Raw genomic sequence first — 17,515 nt, 5'->3', positions numbered from 1 at the left:
ACGACGTGCGGCAGGGTCACGTTCGGTGGGAGAGGTCGACGGCGGTGACGACGGTGCCGTCGTGATGCAGCTCCACCAGCACGCCGCGCTGGCGTGTGGCGCGGGCCGGAACGAGCATGTTGGTGTCCACCCAGCGCCGCAGGCCCTTGCGCGGATTGTTGCCGAGGAGATACGGGAAGAGCTGCGGGCCCAGCAGGCGTGGCATCGGAATGGCGCTGGCGAGTAGGGCATCCGCCCGTTTCGCACCGCTGGACACAACGTGCTGCGCCTCCGGCCGTGAGAGCGCGGGGACCATACGTGGGATGGGGCGCGTAGGTCGTGCGGCGATGACCAGCCACGCGGCCGGGGCTTCCGATTCGCCGAGGACGAGATCGGTGGTGTGCCGGAGGTGCTGTTCCAGGGCGGCTTCGGCGGCGGCCTGGCGGGCGAAGCGGTCGCGGTAGGCGAGCGCGATCTGGTGCTCGGGCATGTAGTCGGTGTCGTCGCGGTGCCGGAAGGGTGCGTTGAAGGTGGTCTTGTCCTTGTCCTTCTGCTGCCATCCGTAGAGGAAGTGCGGTGCCATCTCGCTGGCCGGGACATCGACGACGAGGACGTCCTTGCCGCTGCCGTCGGTTGCCGGGAGCGGGAGGTAGCTCACCCCGCTCACCGTGGGTTGCAGATGGACGCGCAGCCACTGGCCCAGCTGCTTGTCGTTGACCTTGGCCAGGTCGATGCCGGCCATTGTGATGTCATCGCTGACGCCGTAGACGAGCAGACCGCCACGGGTGTTGGCCATGGCGGCGACGTCCTTGGCGAACTCGTTCCACTGGCCCGGAACCGGTGAGGCGGCTGGCAGGGCCTCCTTCCAGTCCAGGTCGTCGCTCTCGCCGAGCTTGCGCTGTACGGCCTCGGCGACCATGTCGTACGTCACCGGTCCCGGCGGGTGGCCGAGGAAGTCGTGCAGCCGGGTCCACGTTCGTGCCATCCGGGCAGCCTAGTTCCGAACGCCGGGCAGCTCTGCGGGTTTTGGCAACGTACGTATCCCGTCGGTACCAGAGTCGCGACCAGGCGTTTCACCGCGTCCCGGTCGAGGTCGTCCTCGCGGCCGAACAGGCAAGGCCGAACGGATGCTTGACGGAGACCCCTTCCGGGTCCTGATCGGCAACTGACCACCTCAGGATGCGGGTGCTGCGGGTTCTCCGCAGCGCCTGCATCTCTTCTCATCCTCCCGGTAGCCTCGCCTATGTGACCACATCGTCTGTCATGTTCGTCAACGACGGAATGTTCGCCGTCTCGGACGATGCCGAGGAGCCAGTGGAAACAGCGCGCTGGTCGAACGGTCTCGCCGCTCCCATGGAGTATGGAGCATGGATCCTCACCGGCATCAACACCGGAAACGTCCGCGTGCGCGCCGAAGTCCTCGACGCCGCACCGTCTGTGGATACAGCCTCCTGGGACGAGATCGTCGAGATCAGCGTGCAGTCCGTCCTTGGAGATCTGCGCATTCACTCCGGCTACGAGATCACACCCGATAATCTCCCGGTGCTCAATCCCCGCGGGCCAGACTGGTACCGGATGCGTGTCCACGCTCGGGGCCGTTCAGTCAACCCGGACGGTGTCAGCCAAGAACCGGTCGAGGACTATCTCATCACCATCTGGCCCCGGGAACAGGCGGCGTCCGAGGTTCTCCGCACCAGTGAGAGGATCGAAGAGGCACTGCGCATCAGTGCCGGTGAGACGCCAGGGAAGCCTCAACCTCGCCCCGATCAGGAGCCAGCTCCCAAGCCGGCTGCCCCTGCCACAGCCGAACGGGCACGGCTTCTGCGTCACCTGAAACGTGACTAACCACCAAGCATCATCGATTTCTTGTAGCCAACCGAGACAGCAAAGCGGGGCACAACGGCTCGAGTCGTTGTCAAGAGGTGCGGATCTGTTGAAGTGGCACGGGCGGACGTTGTACTTGGTCGCTCGATGAGTTGACGGCGTTCGAAGCCGACTCCTACTGAACGACGGCAGCCAGGTGCGGGCGCGTTCATGCGACCCGTCAGCGGGCCTTGGTGGACTCAACGGCGTGGAGAGGACGTTATCGGGGGCCGAGCCCAGCGTGTCAGTCTTGAGGATCGTGGCGGAGTCGCTCGGCGATGTCCGGGGTCTGCACGGCGGCGAGTTGGTCCAGGTCGAGAGGATTGCCGTCGAACTCGTGCCGCGCTGCTTGGCGAAGACGCCACACAGCTTGCGCCATGCCGTCGGAGGCAGGCCGATAGTCAAGCCAGGTCAGCGGCAGCCCGCGGGCGACGGCGTCGCGGATCTCCACCGGCCGCCAGTTCGCAGTGCACACCTGGGCCTCGGTCATCTCCTCAGGTGTCACACCACGACAACGCCACCCACGAGGCAACAGACACGCCACTCAGGAGTGAAGATGACCAAGCCCTACTTGTAGGCCGCTGAATTACGCGGAACGCAGAGCCGAGGCGGCGATCTCCCATGCACCGAACCTGGGAAGGATGCACGTGGGAGCAACGGGCGCCGAGGGGACTCGGTGCGAGCGTGACGAAGGCCGGAAGCATGAGTAATGGCCGACGAATTGTCGGCTATCCGGTGAAGACCTGGGTCCCTATGACGGCGAGGAGCGCGAGGCGTTCGGCGTCCTGGCTGCCGGGCTCGGCTGTGTAGATCATGATGCGCAGGTCGTTGCCGGCGACGACGAGTACGTCGCAGTCCAGCGTGAGAGCGCCGACGTGGGGGTGGTCGATGGTCTTGCGGGCGGACTGGTGCTGGCCGACGGCACCGGATTCCCATAGGTCATCGAACTCGACGCTTTTGGCGCGCAGTTGGGATATGAGGTGTTGCAGTCGCTGATCGGCCGGGTAGCGGCCTGTTGTTCTGCGCAGGTCGGCGACCTGCGCGGCACGTAGCGCGCCCCGGGATTCGGGGGTGTGACGTACGCGGGTGCCGGTGCCGAGGAAGTTGCGCCACACGGCGTTGAGGTCGTTGCCGTGCCATTCCCCCATCAGCGCCGTGTACAGGGGGTTGGCGAGCAGCTGGGTCCATGTGGCGTCGAAGACCACGACGGGTGTGCCGGTGAGCCGGTCCAGCATCCGCTGGACGTTGGGCGTGATGTACGCCGGGATCGTCTCCGGGCCCGGGGGAACGAGACCGGCGAGCTGGAAGAGATGGGCGCGCCGGCCACTGGTGAGCCGCAGGGCCCGGGCGAGGGCTTCGACGACCTGCGCGGAGGGGTTGGTGGCCCGGCCCTGTTCGAGACGGGTGACGTAGTCGACGGATATGCCCGCCAGCTGGGCCAGCTCTTCGCGCCGCAGCCCCGCGGCGCGCCGGCGGCCGCCTGCGGGAAGGCCCGCAGTCTCGGGTGAGACCTGGTCACGCCACCGTCGCAGGGCTGCGCCGAGTTCTGTCGTTGCCATACCGGACAGTCTCGCTTGCGTGCCACAAGGCGTGCCTGGTACCGGCAGTCCTATGAAGACGGGTCTACTGCCTGTTCCTGTGTTCTGTGCCCACCGTGGAGGCATGACAGCGACAGGAACATCTGCCGCCCCCGCAGTGGGCTGGATCGGACTGGGCGACCAGGGCCTGCCCATGGCGAGGGCCGTCGCCGAAGCCGGGTTCCCCCTGCACGCCTGGGCCCGGCGGCCCGTTTCCCTGGACGGGCTGAGCGGTGTGCCGCACGTCCGCCACAACGGCATCAAGGACCTGGCCGCCGCGAGCGACATCGTCGCCCTGTGCGTCGGCACGGACGACGACGTTCTGCGGCTGACCGAGCATCTGCTGGAAGGGCTGCGGCCGGGGTCGGTCGTCGTCAATCACGGTACGGGCCTGCCCAGCGCCGCCGGGCGGCTCACCGAGGTGTGCGCCACGGCCGGCATCGAGGTCCTGGACGCCCCGGTCAGCGGCGGTCGGCTGGCCGCTGAAGAGCACCGGCTGACCACCATGGTCGGCGGACCGCAGCCGGTGGCCGAGCGGTGTGAGAAGGTCTTCACCTCCTTCTCCCGCCACGTCGTCCACCTGGGCGCCGCAGGGGCCGGACAGACGACGAAGCTGTTCAACAACGCGCTGCTGATGCTGAACCAGGCCGCCATCGTGGACATCGTCGACCTGGCCACCCAGCTGAAGCTGAACGTGCCCCAACTGGTCGAGGTGCTGAAACTGGGCAGCGCCTCCAGCGCCGCCCTGACCCTGCTGAACACCATGGTCACCCCCGACACCGTCGAGCACCTCTCCGCCGTCGAGGCGCTGGACATGGAGGTGTTCGGCCAGGCCATGGGCGAGGCGGGCATCGCCTGCGCCGCTGTCACCGCACGGGGACTCACCGGCGCCCGCGAGCTGCCCGACCTCTTGGGCCGGCTCAACCCGTGAAATGCCGTTCACCTCACCCGTCAGCAACGGACAAAAAGGCCCGTCATGAGCAAAGAAGACGTCGCGCAGCTGGTGCTGCGTGAGCGGCAGAGCCGGGATCGCGGCTGGTACGAGGAGATGGCGGCCTGCTTCGCCGAGGACTCGGTCGTAAAGATGAGCTGGTTCTCCGGCAGCGGCGCCGGCTTCGTCCGGGCGACCCGAGACATGGTCGGCCGCGGCGACCTTGCGGTCCACCGCCTGGGCCCGCCGACCGTGCGCATCGAGCAGGACCGCGCGCTGGTGGAGCTGCCGCTGGTCATCGAGCGGCGTATCGATGTCAACTGGATCGAGGCCGACGTTGCTTCCGCCTGCCGCTCGCAGTACCGGGCCCAGTACGGCACTGCCGAGGTGTGGCGCATCATGCGGATCGCGTCGATCTACGAGTAGGACTCCCTCACCCCGGCCCTGCCCAACACCCGCCTGGACATCGACCCGCAGGCCCTGGCCGCTTACCGGCCCTCCTACCGGTGCTTGGCCTGGGACCTGAACCGCAAGGGCTACCAGGTCGGCGACGACCACCTCGGCGACGACCGGCCCGAGGCCGTCCAGGCCCAGTACCGGGACGACATGACCTGGCTCCACGAGAGCCGCCCCCCGGTCACCACAGCCAGCGGTCGAAAGGACCGATCCGCATGAGCAGGGAACAGCGCGTCCGGGTCGACGCGATGCTGAGGCGGCCCCCGCCCGGGGGCCCGCAGTCGGTCGAGGCGTTCCGCGAGCGATTCAAGTCGACGATGGCCCAGATGATCGTGCCGGGCGGCATTCGCACCACGCAGACGATGCTCGGCGACCGGCCCGCACTGCATGTCGCGCCGGAGACCTACCCACGTCCCGGGACGATCCTGTACTTGCACGGCGGTGGCTGGGTCGCCGGCTCCCCTCAGACCTCGCTGTCGATGACGGGACACCTCGTGGCCAGGACCGGGTTCACGTCGTACTCGCTGGACTACCGGCTTGCCCCCGAGCATCCGTTCCCGGCCGCGATCGACGACGCGCTGCGCGCCTACCGCGCCCTCCTCGACAGCGGGCAGGACCCTTCGGCCATCGCGTTCGCCGGGGACTCCGCCGGCGGTGCCCTGACCGTCACCACCTGCCTCGCCGCTCGCGACGCGGGGCTCCCGCTGCCCGCCGCGATCGTGGCCTTCTCGCCCTCCCTGGACGCCACTGGGTCGGGCGAGAGCATGGACACCAAGGCGGGTATCGACCCCATCTTCACCCGCGAGTACCTCGAGGAAACCATCGCGCCCCTGTACCTCGCGGGCCAGGACCCACGCCAGGCGATGGTGAGCCCGGCCCTGTCCGCCGACCCGGCCAGCTTCCCGCCGATGCTCCTCCAGGCGGGCACGAACGAGGTCCTCCTGGACGACTCGACCCGCATGGCCGCCCGCGCCCGCGCTGCCGGCGTGAGCGTGATCCTCGACATCACCGCCGACGTGCCCCACGTGTTCCAGTCCTTCGCAGGCGTTCTCGACGAGGCCGACGAGGCACTGGAGCGCGCGGCTCTCTTTCTTACCCAGCACGTCCGCAGCACCGAACGGCCCGAACAGGCGCCAATGGCCCAGTGAACTGGGCGAGCAAGGAAGGAAGACAGATGATCACGACACCGCCCCCAGGGGTGCAGTCATGACCGCGCCGCAGCCGCATGTCCTCGTCACCGGCGCGTCCGGCTTCATCGCCGGACACTGCATTCTCCAACTGCTGGAGCAGGGATACCGGGTGCGCGCCACCGTGCGCACCCTCGGGCGCGAGTCCGAGGTCCGGACCCAGCTCAGCGACGCCGGAATGGTCAACGGCGACGCGTTGAGTTTCGTGGCGGCGGACCTCATGAGGGACGCGGGGTGGGCTGATGCCGTAGCCGGGTGCGACTTCGTCCTGCATGTGGCCTCCCCCGTGCACGTGGAGCATGTCGAGAACGAGGACGATGTCATCGTTCCGGCGCGTGAAGGCACTCTGCGCGTGCTGCGTGCGGCACGCGATGCCGGCGTCAAACGGGTTGTCCTCACCTCCGCGTTCCATGCGGTCGCCTACGGGTACCCGCGCACCGACCACCAGTTCACCGAGGAGGACTGGAGCGTCCTCGACGGGCCGGGTGCCACCGCGTACACCAAGAGCAAGACGCTCTCCGAGCGCGCCGCGTGGGATTTCATCGACGCCGAGGGCGGTTCGACGGAACTCGCCACGATCCTTCCCGTCGCAGTCATGGGTCCCGTGCTGGGCAGGGCGATCTCCGGATCGAATCACCTCGTTCAGCGAATCCTCGACGGGGCGATGCCCGGCTATCCCGACCTGTGGATCCCGATCGTCGACGTACGCGATGTGGCAAGCGCGCACCTGCTGGCCATGACTACCCCTGACGCTGCTGGTCAGCGCTTCCTCACCGCCGGCGGACCAGCGATCTCGATGAAACAGATCGGCGCCGTCCTCATAGCCAACCTCGGAGACGCAGCCAAGAACGTGCCGACCCGCTCCATCCCCAATGCCGTGGTACGCATGGTTTCTCTTTTCAACAAGGAGCTCCGTACGTTCGTGCCCGACCTCGGCTTCGCCCGGAAGACGACCAGCGCAAAGGCCCACCGCGTACTGGGATGGCAGCCCCGCAGCAGTCCCGAGGCGGCCATTGTCGCAACCGCCGAGAGCCTGATCAGGAAGGAACTCGTGCAAGTGTGACCTGGCGGGACTTCGGGCTGGTGAGCTCCCAGTGGATTTGACATGCACTCAGTTGCTGGACTCTTCAAATGCTGCCACGGGACACCGACCCGCGCCCGGAGCCCCAGTCCTACAAGTAATCTCTGCCCTGGGGTAGTTGGTGATACTGAGGTGCCCCGAGGCGGAAACGAAACAGGGGGTTGCAGTCGTCCAGTGAATCAGATCCTGTTTTCCGGGGCCATCGGCCTTTTCCTCACCCTGATCGGGACCCCGCTACTCATCAAGCTTCCCTCCCACATCCACCATCGGAACAAAGGTGATCAGACATGGTTCCTCGGATCGGCGACCACGTGATGGTCTCCTGTGTGCCAGCAGCGGCTCGGGTGGTTGGGGTAGGTCGCTACATCACGCTGGAATGGCCATGGAGAGCGATCCATAATTCCTCCAATTTCCGATGGAACGGGCAGGTCGCACTCCCGCACGGCGAGTCCCACGAGGAATGGAGCCCATTTCGTCTCGAGCCGGCACCTTCCACCCTCCGTGTTGGAGACGTTTGCGCCGTGTTCATCCCGCCGACCAGGCTCTACGTGGGGCACTACGAGGAGTACCACCCTCCACGCAACCTCGGCTGGGCTCCCGCGTCCACCGCAGGACTCTACGTCGTACCACCGGAGAGGATGGACGTGGACATGGAGTACGCGGGGTACATGCTCTACCTGGGCGGATCTGATCCATCCGCGTCGAACCACTCAACGACTGACCCGGCACGTCGGCCTCCAGCGTCACGCAGCCAAGGAATAATCCGAGCCGCACAACTCATCCACAAGTCTTGATTATTGCTCGATCAGAACCTCGCTCCGACTATCACGGAGAGAGGTGTCGGCGTCCGCGAAGGGCTTGCCACAGCACCCCACCTGCACAAACGGGCGTCCACGCGATGAGGGTGCTGCACCCCTCGGTGCACCCCTCGGTGCAACGGTCGGCCCAACCCTCCAGCCCCCTATGGGGCCTACCAAGGAAACAACCCGCCGAGCCACACAGGGCCCGCCGACGGACCGTGCCCGGCACCGAGTTGGGCAAGCCCGTCCGGCACTGGGCAAGCCCCTGATCGTCGGCTTGCCCAGCCGGTGTGGAACCCCGACCACGAGCCGTACCACGGGCCCGCCCAAGATCCGCAACCCCCGACCATGGCAGGTCAGCGCGGTACTGGCTGCAGACAGCAAGCGGCCCCAGTGCCGGGTGGTACCGGGCGGCACCGGGGCCACGACCGGCGCGCGTCTCGTCGTGAGGACTCGCACACGCGTCACGGGATAAACGCGCCCCTGAGCTGTGTCACATCCTCTTTTCGCAGATCACAGGGCATGAAGGGCGGTAGTGATCCCACTTGCCGTTCGGTTGGGCGTCGATGGTCGCTGTTCCGAACGGCAGCGCCAGCGCTCTGGTCTTCAGGCGGCTGCGAGGGTGACCGTCGACGCCTCTGCCTGGCGGCGGGGGCGGGCCAGGCGGCGGGACATGGGGGTGATGAACGCCCCCACTGTTCCCACTGGATGTGGGCTTCGGCGTGGGACATCAAGCCGGCCGCAGGCGAGCGGCTGCCACCACAGGCAAAACAGTCATAAAATCTGCACAATCGGGCACAATCGGGCATCAAACGGTTTAGAGTGGGCATCATGCAGCCACGGTGTGCACCACCGGGACGGTCCCGACGCCAGGAGCACCTCATGACCTACACAACGACGGCCGCCCCCGAGTCCAACCCCCGCGCCAACGTCGCTTTGGCTGTCGGCTGCGAGCTGTGCAACGGCTGGGGAAGCGTGATCACTTTTCAGGGGCGGCACGAACTGTGCCAGGCCTGCCAGTCCCCCACCGAACGCGAGTGCCACGACAGCAGCTGATGTGGGTGTAGCTCCGAGAGCCCCGAGCACCACATCGTGGGGTCCCCGCAAGGGCCAGCAAGTGGGCACTTCGAAGTTCCACCGTCGCTGAAGGTCGAGCCCGCCGAGCAGCACCGCAGCGCCCAGCGCGAACAAGCCGGCCCCGATCACTCCCAGCAGGACCCGGTTGACCGTCCTGATCATGTGCTGTCACCTCCTCTTCGGTCGCCGGACGTCGAGGGACAGGGCCGGCGGCCGGGCGAGCCCGAGTTGCGGTACGCCGTTCGCCAGCGTCGATTCCAGGTCTGCCCGGACCTCTTCTAGGTCGCGGAAGTGGGACCGGATCCTTGCTCTGATCTTGCGGCGGCCCACGTCGATCCGGGCCGACTGGACACCCGGCACCTCCATGGCCCGGTCGCGCAGCACGAGTGGGGCGGCGGAGCGGCTGAGCCCAGCTCGCATGTCGGCAGCCCGCGCATCAGCGGGCGGCCGCATCGGCAGCAGCCACCGTAGTCCCGGGGTCACCGCGAGGATCAGCAGCCACAGGCCGAGGGCCATCGCCAGCGCTGCGCCGCCGATCATCCAGCCGTCGTCGAGGGGGCGGGTCGCCAGTTCGTCGGTGAGAGTGCGCCGCCAGCTCATCGCCGACCGGCCGGCCCGCACAGCCGTCACGTCATACAGGAGGAGGCCGGTGACCGCGGCTGCGAGCAGGGACACGATCGCGGCGGGCACGCGCCTCGAGGACCAGAACCGGCGGACACGCTGTCCAGCAGGGGCCGTTGGGCCCGGTCCGGGTCCGTCGGCCAGGTTGGGGCGAGGCTGCTCGGTGTCGCTGGTCGCCACGCGATGGGTGGCAGCCTCCGTCTCCGGTTCGTTTTTCATCTGGTCCTCCCGGTCACCACACCCCGCGTATGTGCCGAATGCAGCTGCTCGACCGTCACCACGACTTCTTGAACCTTCACGCCCGCCAGTCGGCTCACGGGCTCGCTGACTACGCGACGTACCGCGCTGCATTGGGCACCGATGTCCGACGGATATCCCAGCTCCAGCGCGATGTGCACCCGCGCCTGGCCGAACGCGTGCTCCCGCTCAGGGGCAGGGCGCGCCGACACGGTCGCGTGTGGCTTCGAGCGGCCGGGAGGGACGGACGGGGCCGACTCAGCAGACCTGCTCAGTGCCTCACGCGCCGCCTGGGAGGCGATCTTCGCGACGACTCGATCGGCAACACGGGTCGCGCCGCGAGCTCCTCTGGGTACCACCGAGGGGGCAATCTCTGGGCGCGGCACGGCTCACCGCCGCCGGTCGACACGATCACGGCTCCGGACGAAGTGCCCGAGCTCAAAGTCACCGTCCGCAAGCCCTCCGGCGACGAACCCCACGGCGCCGAGCGCCGCCACCAGGAGAAAAGCCCCGAAGCCGCCGAAATAGCCAGCGAAGCCGAGCCCTATACCAGCAAGCAACCCCACCACGGCCATGCTCATCGTGCACTCCTTCGTAATTCACCGGGCCGGCTACCGCAGCCGCGGCTGCTCTTCCCCTTCGTCCTCTTCGTCGGGGAGCTTCACGTCGCTGACCGCGATGTTGACTTCCACGACTTCCAGGCCCGTCATCCACTCGACGGCGGAGATCACGCTCTCCCGCACGGCGCCCGCCACGTCCGCGACCGAGACGCCGTATTCGATGACGATTTCCAGATCGATCGCCGTCTGCGTCTCGCCGACTTCGACCTTGACGCCGCGGGAGACGGACTTGCTGGTGCCGGGCACCCGCTCCCGCGCTGCGCCGAAGGCTCTGGAGATTCCGCTGCCCATCGCGTGCACCCCGACCACATCACGGGCCGCGATCCCGGCGATCTTCTCGACGACGCCGTCGGCGATGGTGGTCCGGCCCCGCGCACCGGGCTCGCCCCGCCCCGCCGTGACATTTTGCTTAGCGGTTTCCTCCGCGACCTTCATGCCGGACGGCGCGCGCTGGTCCTGCCGCCCCATCTCGCTCAGGGAGTTCGTGACATTCCGGGCCTTGTGGACCCAGCATCGCTGGTGGCGGGCAGCCGGGAACACCTCGGCCAGGGCCTTCCACAGGCCCATCGCGCCGTCGCCGACGAACAGCTCGGGATCGCGCATGCCCGGCGGCAGCAGTCGCGCAGCAGGTCGGCCCACGACTCGGTCGACTCCCGCAGCCCCTCGGCCAGCGCGATCAGCTCCTTGGTGCCGTCCAAGCGCACGCCCATCAGCACCAGGACGCAGGAGTGCGCCTGCCCGAGCCGGACCTTGGGGTGCACCCCGTCCGCCCACACGTACACGTAGTCGGACTCGGCGAGGTCGCGCCGCTGGAAGGCGGCGTGGTCGTCTTGCCAATGCTTCGTCAGCCGGGTCACGGTGGCCGGCGACAGTCCGGCCCCGAGCCGAGGAACTGCTCCAGCGCGGGCACGAAGTCTCCCGAGGACAGGCCGTGCAGGTAGAGCAGCGGCAGCACCTCGCTGACCTTCGGCGACTTGCGGCACCACGGCGGCAGGATCTTCGAGGAGAACCGCATCCGCTCGCCGGTAGCCGCGTCCACCCGTTTGTCGTTCACGCGCGGGGCCGTGACCTCGACGGAACCTGCGGCTGTGGTCACGGTGCGGGGCCGGTGGTGACCGTTGCGGACCACCAGGCGGCGCCCGGCCTCATCCGTCTCGGCGGCCAACTCAGCTATGTACTGGTTGACTTCGGCTTCCAGTGCGGCGGCAAACATCCGGCGGGCGCCCTCACGGACGATCTCGTCGATCAGGGAGCCGGACTCGGTCGAACCATCGGCATTCACTACGCTGAGCACGGGCGTGCCTTCCCGATGCGCGCTGCGAACGCGGGCCTCTACTCGGTGACTTGTAGATCACGCGGGAAGGTACGCCCTTCGCGCACTCCCCGAGAGCCGATCCACAAGTCCTGAGCATTGCTCCTGGCCGAGGCGTCGTGGTAGTTGGTGTAGTGCCCGTCGGGGCAGCGCTGGAAGAGGGCGTCGGACACGGCCAGCAGGATGGTGCCATCACCGGACTCCGCCTGCTGGATTGCCTGCCAGAGCGCCGGCCACATGGCCTTGGAGTAGAGCCCTGTGAGGACCCCTGCTTCGCCGAGGCTCTGGGTGAGTTCGCGCCCGGTGTCGGTGGGGATGGGTTTGGTGTCCAGGCCGTGCTTGTCGGAGATGAAGTCCCAGCGGTGGGGGCTCACTACGGCACCTGGCTGGGCGCCGAATACGCCCACCTGTTCCCCAAGAAGGTCGGCCGCACGGTTCTTGACGGCGCCGTGAACACCGAGCTGAACCCCATACACCCTCGGCTCGGCGTCCGTCACCACGATGCCCCTGCCCTGTGAAGGTCCTACGAAATGGTGGGTATGAGGTGTGTCCAGGACCGAATGAGAGGCGGAGGTGGGTTGTGGACTGGGCTCGGTTCGCGCAGCAGATGGCGACGATGGCGCGGGATCTCCTGGCGCAGGAATCGCTCGCTGCCACCCTGGAACGGATTACCCGCTCGGCCACAGAGCTGGTGGACGGCTGCGACGCAGCCGGCGTCCTCGTGCTGCACGACCGGGCGGTGGAGACGCTCGCCCCCACTCACCAACTGGTCACCGAAAGCGACAAATTGCAGCAGCAGCTGGGCGAGGGGCCGTACTACGACGCCGTCCGCAGCTCGCAAGGAGAGCGGGTGTTCCGCATCGCCGACCTCACCGGCGAGCACCAGCGCTGGCCCGCCTACGCCCCCCAGGCCCGCGAACTGGGCGTCGGCAGCATGATGGGCTTCTTGCTGTTCACCGAGGACGAAGACTTCGGCGCACTGAACCTCTACTCTCGAAAGCCCGGAGCGTTCACCGAGGTCAGCGAGCTGGCCGGCTGGCTGCTGGCCTCCCACGCGCGGTCGCCCTCTCCAGCGCCCGCACCCACGCCCAGATGGAACAGGCCGTCGCCACCCGCCACACCATCGGCGAAGCCATGGGCATCCTCATGGGCAGCCGCCACCTCACCCAGGAAGAGGCGTTCGACGTCCTGCGCCGCTCCTCACAGGAAAACAACATCAAGCTCCGAGAGGTCGCCCGTCGGCTCTGCGAACGAGGCAGCCTCCCGTGACCTCGAGCGGACGGCTTCCCCGGCACGTCGTCTGAACCAGAGAAGCCTGGACGAGCCAGCCCCATGGGAACGCCTCTGAACCCGGCCTACACACCAAGTCCCCGGCCCCACCATCCCCACACCTCACCGAGGCCGAAAAGTCGATCAGCACGAGGATGCCTGCGGACGCACCCTCACGGCCGACTCGACCACGGCGCGGGCCGAGGTCCGGTCGTCGAGCTGATCATGGAGGGACGGTGACTGGCGATGACGACCGGGGATGCTGTCAGCCAAGCCCGCACCCGATCGGTGGGCGGGCGTGCACCACCGCGGCCGCGCCCTGGGGCCGGCCCGACGCCGACTCCGAGCGCTGCGTGGCTGCCCATACCGTGCCTGCGCAGGCACGACGGCCCGCCGAAGCATGCGCTCCTCAAGGTTTGGCCAACGCCTTTCCGGCCACACGGAGGGAAGACCTGGCGTTGAACCCAGTTCACAGAAACCCCTAGATTCTCAACAATCCCAAGGCCCACAGGTAGCCGCAGACGAACACCGACCCAGCACCATGGAGGTGCTGCGCCACGGGCGAGCCCAACTGCGCCGAGGACGGCTGGTTGTTCGAGGCGGACGTCCTCGAACTCACCCGGATCCCCGACACCATGAGCCTGATGGCGAGCTATCGAACTTGACCCGCGGGGACATTTCACTGGCTACCGGCGCTACGCACGCGGGCGCCGGCGCACACAGGCCCGGCGGTCGTTAGGCCGCCCTCACGGCCCCACAGAAGGTCACGGCCCTTACACGGATGAGGAGGCGTGGTCGGCATGACCGTAGTCCCGGTACAGCAGACCGGTGGAAGCGGCGGCAGCAGCCTCTACGACGTACTGGATCTCGTCCTCGACCGAGGACTCGTCATCGACGCGTTCGTACGGGTCTCCCTGGTCGGCATCGAGATCCTGAAGATCGACATACGGGTCGCCGTGGCCAGCGTCGACACCTACCTGCGCTTCGCCGAGGCGTGCAACCGGCTCGACCTCGAGGCCGGCCCGCACAAGAGCCCCGGCCTTCCCGACATGGTCGGCGAGATCACCGAATCCGGCGCGCGCGGCGAGTCCAAGGGCGCGCTGTCCGGCGCCGCCGAGAGCGTCTCGGATGCCTTCGAGCAGGCACGTGAGGAAGGCCATGAGGAGTCCAGGCCGCGGGCCCGCAAGCCCATGGCCGCCCGCAGGAAGGAGGAGCAGGAGTGAGCACGTACGCCTACGCCATCAGCGCGAGTTCGCACCCGGCGCTTCCCGACGGCATGGGCGGCGTCGGTGACCCGCCGCAGCCCGTACGGATCCTGAAGGAGGGTGACCTGGCCGCCGTGGTCAGCGACGCCCCCGAGGGGCTGCGCCCCAAGCGCAGGGACCTGATCGCCACCAGAATGTGCTCGCCGAGGCGGGCGCGGCCGGGTGCGTACTGCCCATACGGTTCGGCAGCGTCGCCCCAACGACGCCACGGTCACCGATGTGCTCGCCGAGCGGGCCGACCACTACAGGGAGCGTCTGCGGGCGCTGGACGGCAAGGTCGAGTACAACGTCAAGGCCAGCCACGTGGAGGAGGCCGTCCTGCACCGCGTGATGGCCGAGAGCCCGGAGCCGCGCGCGCTCGCCGACGCCAGCCGCATGGCGGGCGGCGGAAGTTTCAACGACAAGATCCGCCTCGGTGAGATGCTGGCGGCCGCGGTGCGGGCCCGCGAGGCCGAGGACGCCGCCGAGGTGCCGCGTCTGCCGGCGCCGGTAACCGACGCGGTCAGCGTGGGCCCCGAGTCCACAGGCTGGCTGGTCAACGTCTCGTTCCTGGTGGATGCCGGCTCGGCCGGGGAATTCCTGGCTGTCGAACGGGCCCGCGCGTCCCTTGCCCACCTGGAGCTGCGGGTCAACGGACCGCTGCCGCCGTTCAGCTTCAACGATCCCGGCCCCGCCGAGCCCGCGGGCACCACGGCCGGCGCAGACGCAGGAGCGGAGTAACTTCCCGCGAAGCGGAGGGAGTGGCAGATGGGAGCTGACCGGGGAGGTGCTTATGTTGCCGTTCGCGCCGGTGCGCGGCAGCGCGTGGGTGATCGGAAGGTGCTCCGCGAGGCGGAGCGGATCTACTACGACCCGGCACCGTACGGGCCGAACTGGCCCGCCTCGAGGAACAGCTGGAGGCGGACGAGATCGCCGAGGAGGAGTTCGACCGGCGCGAGGACGAATCCTGGACCGACTGGACCGGCATGGGCTCCGGCGAGACGACAGGCAAGGGGACGGGACGATGAACCGAAGGCACTGGACACGGTAGGCGCCGGATATCTTCGGACGTACCAGGAAACTGAAACTAGCGCAGATTGAAGGGTGCCTGCTGCAGCTCGGGCACTCCAGCGTGCAGTTCAGCGTCCGCCATACGTCCCCCACTGTATGGGCCTCGCCGCCGGCCGAGCCGCCTCCCGTTTCCCGTGGAGAGGAGTTGCAAGTCCAGTGGTTACAAAGTCGCGCAACGACCGAAGCGACCACGCAGAGGCGAATGTTGGCGCCTGCTGTGGGCACTCGTGGGTCACCAACTCATGAGGGGGTACCAGACCGCATGGAGATCTCAGGCATCATCAGCGCGATCGTCATCGGTATCGTGATCGGCGTCCTCGGCCGGCTTGTCGTCCCGGGCCGTCAGCGCATCGGCATCCTGTGGACGATCGTGATCGGCATCGTCGCGGCCTTCATCGGCACGGCCATCGCATCGAGTATCGGTGTCGCCGACACCAAGGGCATCGACTGGATCGAATGGCTCTTCCAGATTGCGCTGGCCGCTCTCGGTGTGGCCGCGCTCAGCAAGGTGAAGCTTCGCCACTGACGAGCCGCATCCCCCACGCGGAGCCGTGCCGGCGAGCCTGGTGATTACCGCTGGGCTGGGTGCTGGCTTCGCCGAGTGCGGGTGGTGCCCTGCTGAGGGAGCAGCTGAACCGCCTCGCCGCCGTTGCCTAAGGCGCCACTGCGCAGGACCTCACCAGGGCGAGCGCCCGCAGCACAGCCCAGCGCAGCGGCCACCGCAAGGCGGCAGGTGCGCCCCCGGCCCCATCCGTCGCCCCCCCCAAGGCTTCCCAGTCCCAAGGTGCGCCAGGTCCTGACGGCTGCGACCGTATGAGTGAGCAAGGATCGCCCGGACGGACGGCGACGGAGGCAGGCACCATGCTGACGGCGTATCCAGCGCTCCTGCGGGAGCTGGTCGAACGGTGCGAGACACTCGGGCGGCAGGCGGCATCCGGCGGCGGGCCGAAGATCGCTCGTCAGCTCGAGGACGCCAGCTACACCCTGTGCGTGCTCACCGGCACCCGCCAGCTGGACACAGCCCTGTATGTAGCCCGCCGACAACTGGCCGCCGCCATGGCACAGAACGGTTCCCTGCACCGCTGAACAGCGCCTGCCCTGTGCCTACAGGTGTCAGTCACGGCCGCGGGCCGCGGCGCAGAAACGCCGTCGTGAGTGATCCCGACCCTCATGCGGCCGGGATCACTGTCCGCCATGTCACCACACCCACGCGCCCGAGCGCTGCCGTACAGCTGCCGTCGGACACGGGGTTCGACGGGCCAGCCGGTCCTTCGGGCTTCGCGTGCGGCCCGGGCCGCGTCCGCGTGTGGTCACGGGCCTTGTGGGTGGCTTCCCGGGCCCGCCCTGGAACAGATCACTGGCTCGGCCACCGAGTTGGTGGACGGCTGCGAGGCGGCAGGCGAGTGGGTCTGAGGGCCAGCGCGGGCGGCCCCCGCCCGGACCGGCTTCGCCTGCTTCATACCTGCCACGCGGTTGATCTCCTGGCGTGGTCGAGGATTGGTCTCCAGGGCAGCTGACATGCTCCGCGCATGACACCCGGGACTAGGCACTGCCGAGAGTTCGGCAAGGGCGCCGCTGGTCTTGTGGACGCTTGCGGCCGGTCAGTTCCTGATGGCGCTCGTCAGCTCCGTCATGAACGTCTCGATGGCAAGGGTGGCCGACGACGTGGGCACGACGGTGACCGGGTTCGTTCGCCGTTCATCCGCCAGTCCGCCACGCCGGGCCCCACCACAGCGGCAGGATTTCGACCGGGCCGTCCGGCTCGCAGCCAGTGCGGCGCACCACGCGCACACGTCACCGCAATCGCGCGAGAATTGAAGAGCGCACCACACCGACTCCGACGAAAGGCGGAGGGGGATGGGCAAAACAGCGCAGTACCCGCAGCAGGAAGCTCATGCGGGACAGGAAGCGCATGCGGGCGACGGCACGGGCATGCACCTGCACATGCGCACTCTGCATCCTTCGGTGCCGATTCCCTATCTCACCAGGGAAGAGCTGACGAGCACGGCCCGAGCGGCCTCGGCACGAATGCCCGGTACGCCACCCGCCAAGGATCTCGTGTTTTACGGAGGACTCGGAGCACTGACCGTGGCTGGGGCTCTGGAATGGCCAGTCGCCCTGGCCGTCGGAGGAGCCACCTGGCTGCTGCGGAGCGGCCGGAAGGAGAAGCGTGACGCAGGCGCCCGGCCG

At 68.1% G+C, this 17,515-nt stretch carries 19 protein-coding genes and 4 pseudogenes; 15 read left to right on the top strand and 8 right to left on the bottom strand.

The features are described 5' to 3' along the window. Positions 1-16 precede the first annotated feature (16 nt). The gene (locus N8I87_RS40360; RefSeq protein WP_263215909.1) at positions 17-964 is read right to left on the bottom strand and encodes an AlbA family DNA-binding domain-containing protein; all 948 of its coding nucleotides are present in this window, start codon (positions 962-964) and stop codon (positions 17-19) included. 278 nt (positions 965-1,242) lie between these two features. Between N8I87_RS40360 and N8I87_RS40355 the strand changes: the two genes are divergently transcribed. Beyond that, positions 1,243-1,824 carry a hypothetical protein gene (locus N8I87_RS40355; protein WP_263215908.1) on the top strand — a complete coding sequence of 194 codons (582 nt, stop codon included), beginning with the start codon at positions 1,243-1,245 and terminating at the stop codon, positions 1,822-1,824. 262 nt (positions 1,825-2,086) lie between these two features. Here the strand turns inward: N8I87_RS40355 and N8I87_RS40350 are convergent, their stop codons facing one another. Together N8I87_RS40350 and N8I87_RS40345 are read right to left on the bottom strand one after the other, a co-directional pair. After that, complete coding sequence (locus tag N8I87_RS40350) at positions 2,087-2,332, bottom strand: hypothetical protein (RefSeq protein ID WP_263215907.1); 246 nt, start codon at positions 2,330-2,332, stop codon at positions 2,087-2,089. 238 nt (positions 2,333-2,570) lie between these two features. Beyond that, the gene (locus N8I87_RS40345; protein ID WP_263215906.1) at positions 2,571-3,401 is read right to left on the bottom strand and encodes a helix-turn-helix transcriptional regulator; all 831 of its coding nucleotides are present in this window, start codon (positions 3,399-3,401) and stop codon (positions 2,571-2,573) included. A 103-nt stretch (positions 3,402-3,504) separates the two neighbouring features. On the opposite strand from N8I87_RS40345, the gene N8I87_RS40340 reads away from it, so the two are divergent. From N8I87_RS40340 to N8I87_RS40315, 6 genes are all read left to right on the top strand, one after another. Then, the gene (locus tag N8I87_RS40340) at positions 3,505-4,350 is read left to right on the top strand and encodes an NAD(P)-dependent oxidoreductase (protein ID WP_263215904.1); all 846 of its coding nucleotides are present in this window, start codon (positions 3,505-3,507) and stop codon (positions 4,348-4,350) included. Between the two features lie 45 nt (positions 4,351-4,395). After that, on the top strand, positions 4,396-4,776 hold the full coding sequence (locus N8I87_RS40335; RefSeq protein ID WP_263215903.1) for a nuclear transport factor 2 family protein: 381 nt from the start codon (positions 4,396-4,398) through the stop codon (positions 4,774-4,776). Positions 4,777-4,860: 84 nt separating this feature from the next. Then, positions 4,861-5,025: a hypothetical protein gene (locus N8I87_RS40330; protein WP_263215902.1), complete on the top strand. Its 165-nt coding sequence runs from the start codon at positions 4,861-4,863 to the stop codon at positions 5,023-5,025. Continuing rightward, positions 5,022-5,954, top strand: coding sequence for an alpha/beta hydrolase (locus tag N8I87_RS40325; RefSeq protein ID WP_263215901.1), 933 nt, complete (start codon positions 5,022-5,024; stop codon positions 5,952-5,954). Before N8I87_RS40330 ends, N8I87_RS40325 begins: the two co-directional genes overlap by 4 nt. Before the next feature lie 58 nt (positions 5,955-6,012). Continuing rightward, positions 6,013-7,056: an SDR family oxidoreductase gene (locus N8I87_RS40320; RefSeq protein WP_263215900.1), complete on the top strand. Its 1,044-nt coding sequence runs from the start codon at positions 6,013-6,015 to the stop codon at positions 7,054-7,056. Positions 7,057-8,756: 1,700 nt separating this feature from the next. Next, the gene (locus N8I87_RS40315) at positions 8,757-8,930 is read left to right on the top strand and encodes a hypothetical protein (protein WP_263215899.1); all 174 of its coding nucleotides are present in this window, start codon (positions 8,757-8,759) and stop codon (positions 8,928-8,930) included. A gap of 189 nt (positions 8,931-9,119) precedes the next feature. Here N8I87_RS40315 and N8I87_RS40310 read toward each other — a convergent pair whose 3' ends face one another. The 5 genes and pseudogenes from N8I87_RS40310 to N8I87_RS40285 all read right to left on the bottom strand — a co-directional run bounded on the left by N8I87_RS40310 (position 9,120) and on the right by N8I87_RS40285 (position 12,115). After that, positions 9,120-9,791: a DUF6286 domain-containing protein gene (locus N8I87_RS40310; RefSeq protein ID WP_263215898.1), complete on the bottom strand. Its 672-nt coding sequence runs from the start codon at positions 9,789-9,791 to the stop codon at positions 9,120-9,122. A 407-nt stretch (positions 9,792-10,198) separates the two neighbouring features. Beyond that, positions 10,199-10,390: a hypothetical protein gene (locus tag N8I87_RS40300; RefSeq protein ID WP_263215896.1), complete on the bottom strand. Its 192-nt coding sequence runs from the start codon at positions 10,388-10,390 to the stop codon at positions 10,199-10,201. Between the two features lie 30 nt (positions 10,391-10,420). After that, on the bottom strand, positions 10,421-10,864 hold the full coding sequence (locus N8I87_RS40295) for an Asp23/Gls24 family envelope stress response protein (RefSeq protein ID WP_263216935.1): 444 nt from the start codon (positions 10,862-10,864) through the stop codon (positions 10,421-10,423). Positions 10,865-10,903: 39 nt separating this feature from the next. Then, positions 10,904-11,723: pseudogene (locus N8I87_RS40290) on the bottom strand (IS256 family transposase); the annotation flags it as partial. Positions 11,724-11,761: 38 nt separating this feature from the next. After that, entirely contained in the window at positions 11,762-12,115 is a 354-nt protein-coding gene (locus N8I87_RS40285) for a hypothetical protein (protein ID WP_263215895.1), read from the bottom strand. Here N8I87_RS40285 and N8I87_RS40280 point away from each other — a divergent pair. From N8I87_RS40280 to N8I87_RS40245, 8 genes and pseudogenes are all read left to right on the top strand, one after another. After that, positions 12,104-12,259 (top strand): hypothetical protein, encoded by a 156-nt coding sequence (locus N8I87_RS40280; RefSeq protein ID WP_263215894.1) that lies wholly within the window; start codon positions 12,104-12,106, stop codon positions 12,257-12,259. The genes N8I87_RS40285 and N8I87_RS40280 overlap by 12 nt on opposite strands. A gap of 89 nt (positions 12,260-12,348) precedes the next feature. Beyond that, positions 12,349-13,010, top strand: a pseudogene (locus N8I87_RS40275) (GAF and ANTAR domain-containing protein). A 590-nt stretch (positions 13,011-13,600) separates the two neighbouring features. Then, positions 13,601-13,675 (top strand): gas vesicle protein, encoded by a 75-nt coding sequence (gvpO, locus tag N8I87_RS40270; RefSeq protein WP_263216932.1) that lies wholly within the window; start codon positions 13,601-13,603, stop codon positions 13,673-13,675. A gap of 135 nt (positions 13,676-13,810) precedes the next feature. Continuing rightward, entirely contained in the window at positions 13,811-14,233 is a 423-nt protein-coding gene (locus N8I87_RS40265; protein WP_263215892.1) for a gas vesicle structural protein GvpA, read from the top strand. Then, positions 14,230-14,995 (top strand): annotated as a pseudogene (locus tag N8I87_RS40260) (GvpL/GvpF family gas vesicle protein). The gene N8I87_RS40265 and the pseudogene N8I87_RS40260 overlap by 4 nt, the downstream one beginning before the upstream one ends. Before the next feature lie 52 nt (positions 14,996-15,047). After that, positions 15,048-15,282: pseudogene (locus tag N8I87_RS40255) on the top strand (gas vesicle protein GvpG). Between the two features lie 305 nt (positions 15,283-15,587). Further along, complete coding sequence (locus N8I87_RS40250; protein WP_263215891.1) at positions 15,588-15,851, top strand: GlsB/YeaQ/YmgE family stress response membrane protein; 264 nt, start codon at positions 15,588-15,590, stop codon at positions 15,849-15,851. Positions 15,852-16,186: 335 nt separating this feature from the next. Beyond that, entirely contained in the window at positions 16,187-16,411 is a 225-nt protein-coding gene (locus N8I87_RS40245; protein ID WP_263215890.1) for a DUF5133 domain-containing protein, read from the top strand. Positions 16,412-17,515 lie beyond the last annotated feature (1,104 nt).

It is taken from the genome of Streptomyces sp. HUAS 15-9 (assembly GCF_025642155.1).
Classification (GTDB): Bacteria; Actinomycetota; Actinomycetes; order Streptomycetales; family Streptomycetaceae; genus Streptomyces.
This window is presented reverse-complemented; position numbering and strand designations above follow the sequence as displayed.

Bases quoted from the DNA above. Each gene is read 5' to 3' on its own strand.
- N8I87_RS40340 (WP_263215904.1), top strand. From the start codon at position 3,505: ATGACAGCGACAGGAACATCTGCCGCCCCCGCAGTGGGCTGGATCGGA.
- N8I87_RS40345 (WP_263215906.1), bottom strand. From the start codon at position 3,401: ATGGCAACGACAGAACTCGGCGCAGCCCTGCGACGGTGGCGTGACCAG.
- N8I87_RS40335 (WP_263215903.1), top strand. From the start codon at position 4,396: ATGAGCAAAGAAGACGTCGCGCAGCTGGTGCTGCGTGAGCGGCAGAGC.
- N8I87_RS40310 (WP_263215898.1), bottom strand. From the start codon at position 9,791: ATGAAAAACGAACCGGAGACGGAGGCTGCCACCCATCGCGTGGCGACC.
- N8I87_RS40250 (WP_263215891.1), top strand. From the start codon at position 15,588: ATGGAGATCTCAGGCATCATCAGCGCGATCGTCATCGGTATCGTGATC.
- N8I87_RS40325 (WP_263215901.1), top strand. From the start codon at position 5,022: ATGAGCAGGGAACAGCGCGTCCGGGTCGACGCGATGCTGAGGCGGCCC.
- N8I87_RS40295 (WP_263216935.1), bottom strand. From the start codon at position 10,864: ATGAAGGTCGCGGAGGAAACCGCTAAGCAAAATGTCACGGCGGGGCGG.
- N8I87_RS40245 (WP_263215890.1), top strand. From the start codon at position 16,187: ATGCTGACGGCGTATCCAGCGCTCCTGCGGGAGCTGGTCGAACGGTGC.
- N8I87_RS40350 (WP_263215907.1), bottom strand. From the start codon at position 2,332: ATGACCGAGGCCCAGGTGTGCACTGCGAACTGGCGGCCGGTGGAGATC.
- N8I87_RS40300 (WP_263215896.1), bottom strand. From the start codon at position 10,390: ATGAGCATGGCCGTGGTGGGGTTGCTTGCTGGTATAGGGCTCGGCTTC.
- N8I87_RS40360 (WP_263215909.1), bottom strand. From the start codon at position 964: ATGGCACGAACGTGGACCCGGCTGCACGACTTCCTCGGCCACCCGCCG.
- N8I87_RS40320 (WP_263215900.1), top strand. From the start codon at position 6,013: ATGACCGCGCCGCAGCCGCATGTCCTCGTCACCGGCGCGTCCGGCTTC.
- N8I87_RS40315 (WP_263215899.1), top strand. From the start codon at position 8,757: ATGACCTACACAACGACGGCCGCCCCCGAGTCCAACCCCCGCGCCAAC.
- N8I87_RS40265 (WP_263215892.1), top strand. From the start codon at position 13,811: ATGACCGTAGTCCCGGTACAGCAGACCGGTGGAAGCGGCGGCAGCAGC.
- N8I87_RS40355 (WP_263215908.1), top strand. From the start codon at position 1,243: ATGTTCGTCAACGACGGAATGTTCGCCGTCTCGGACGATGCCGAGGAG.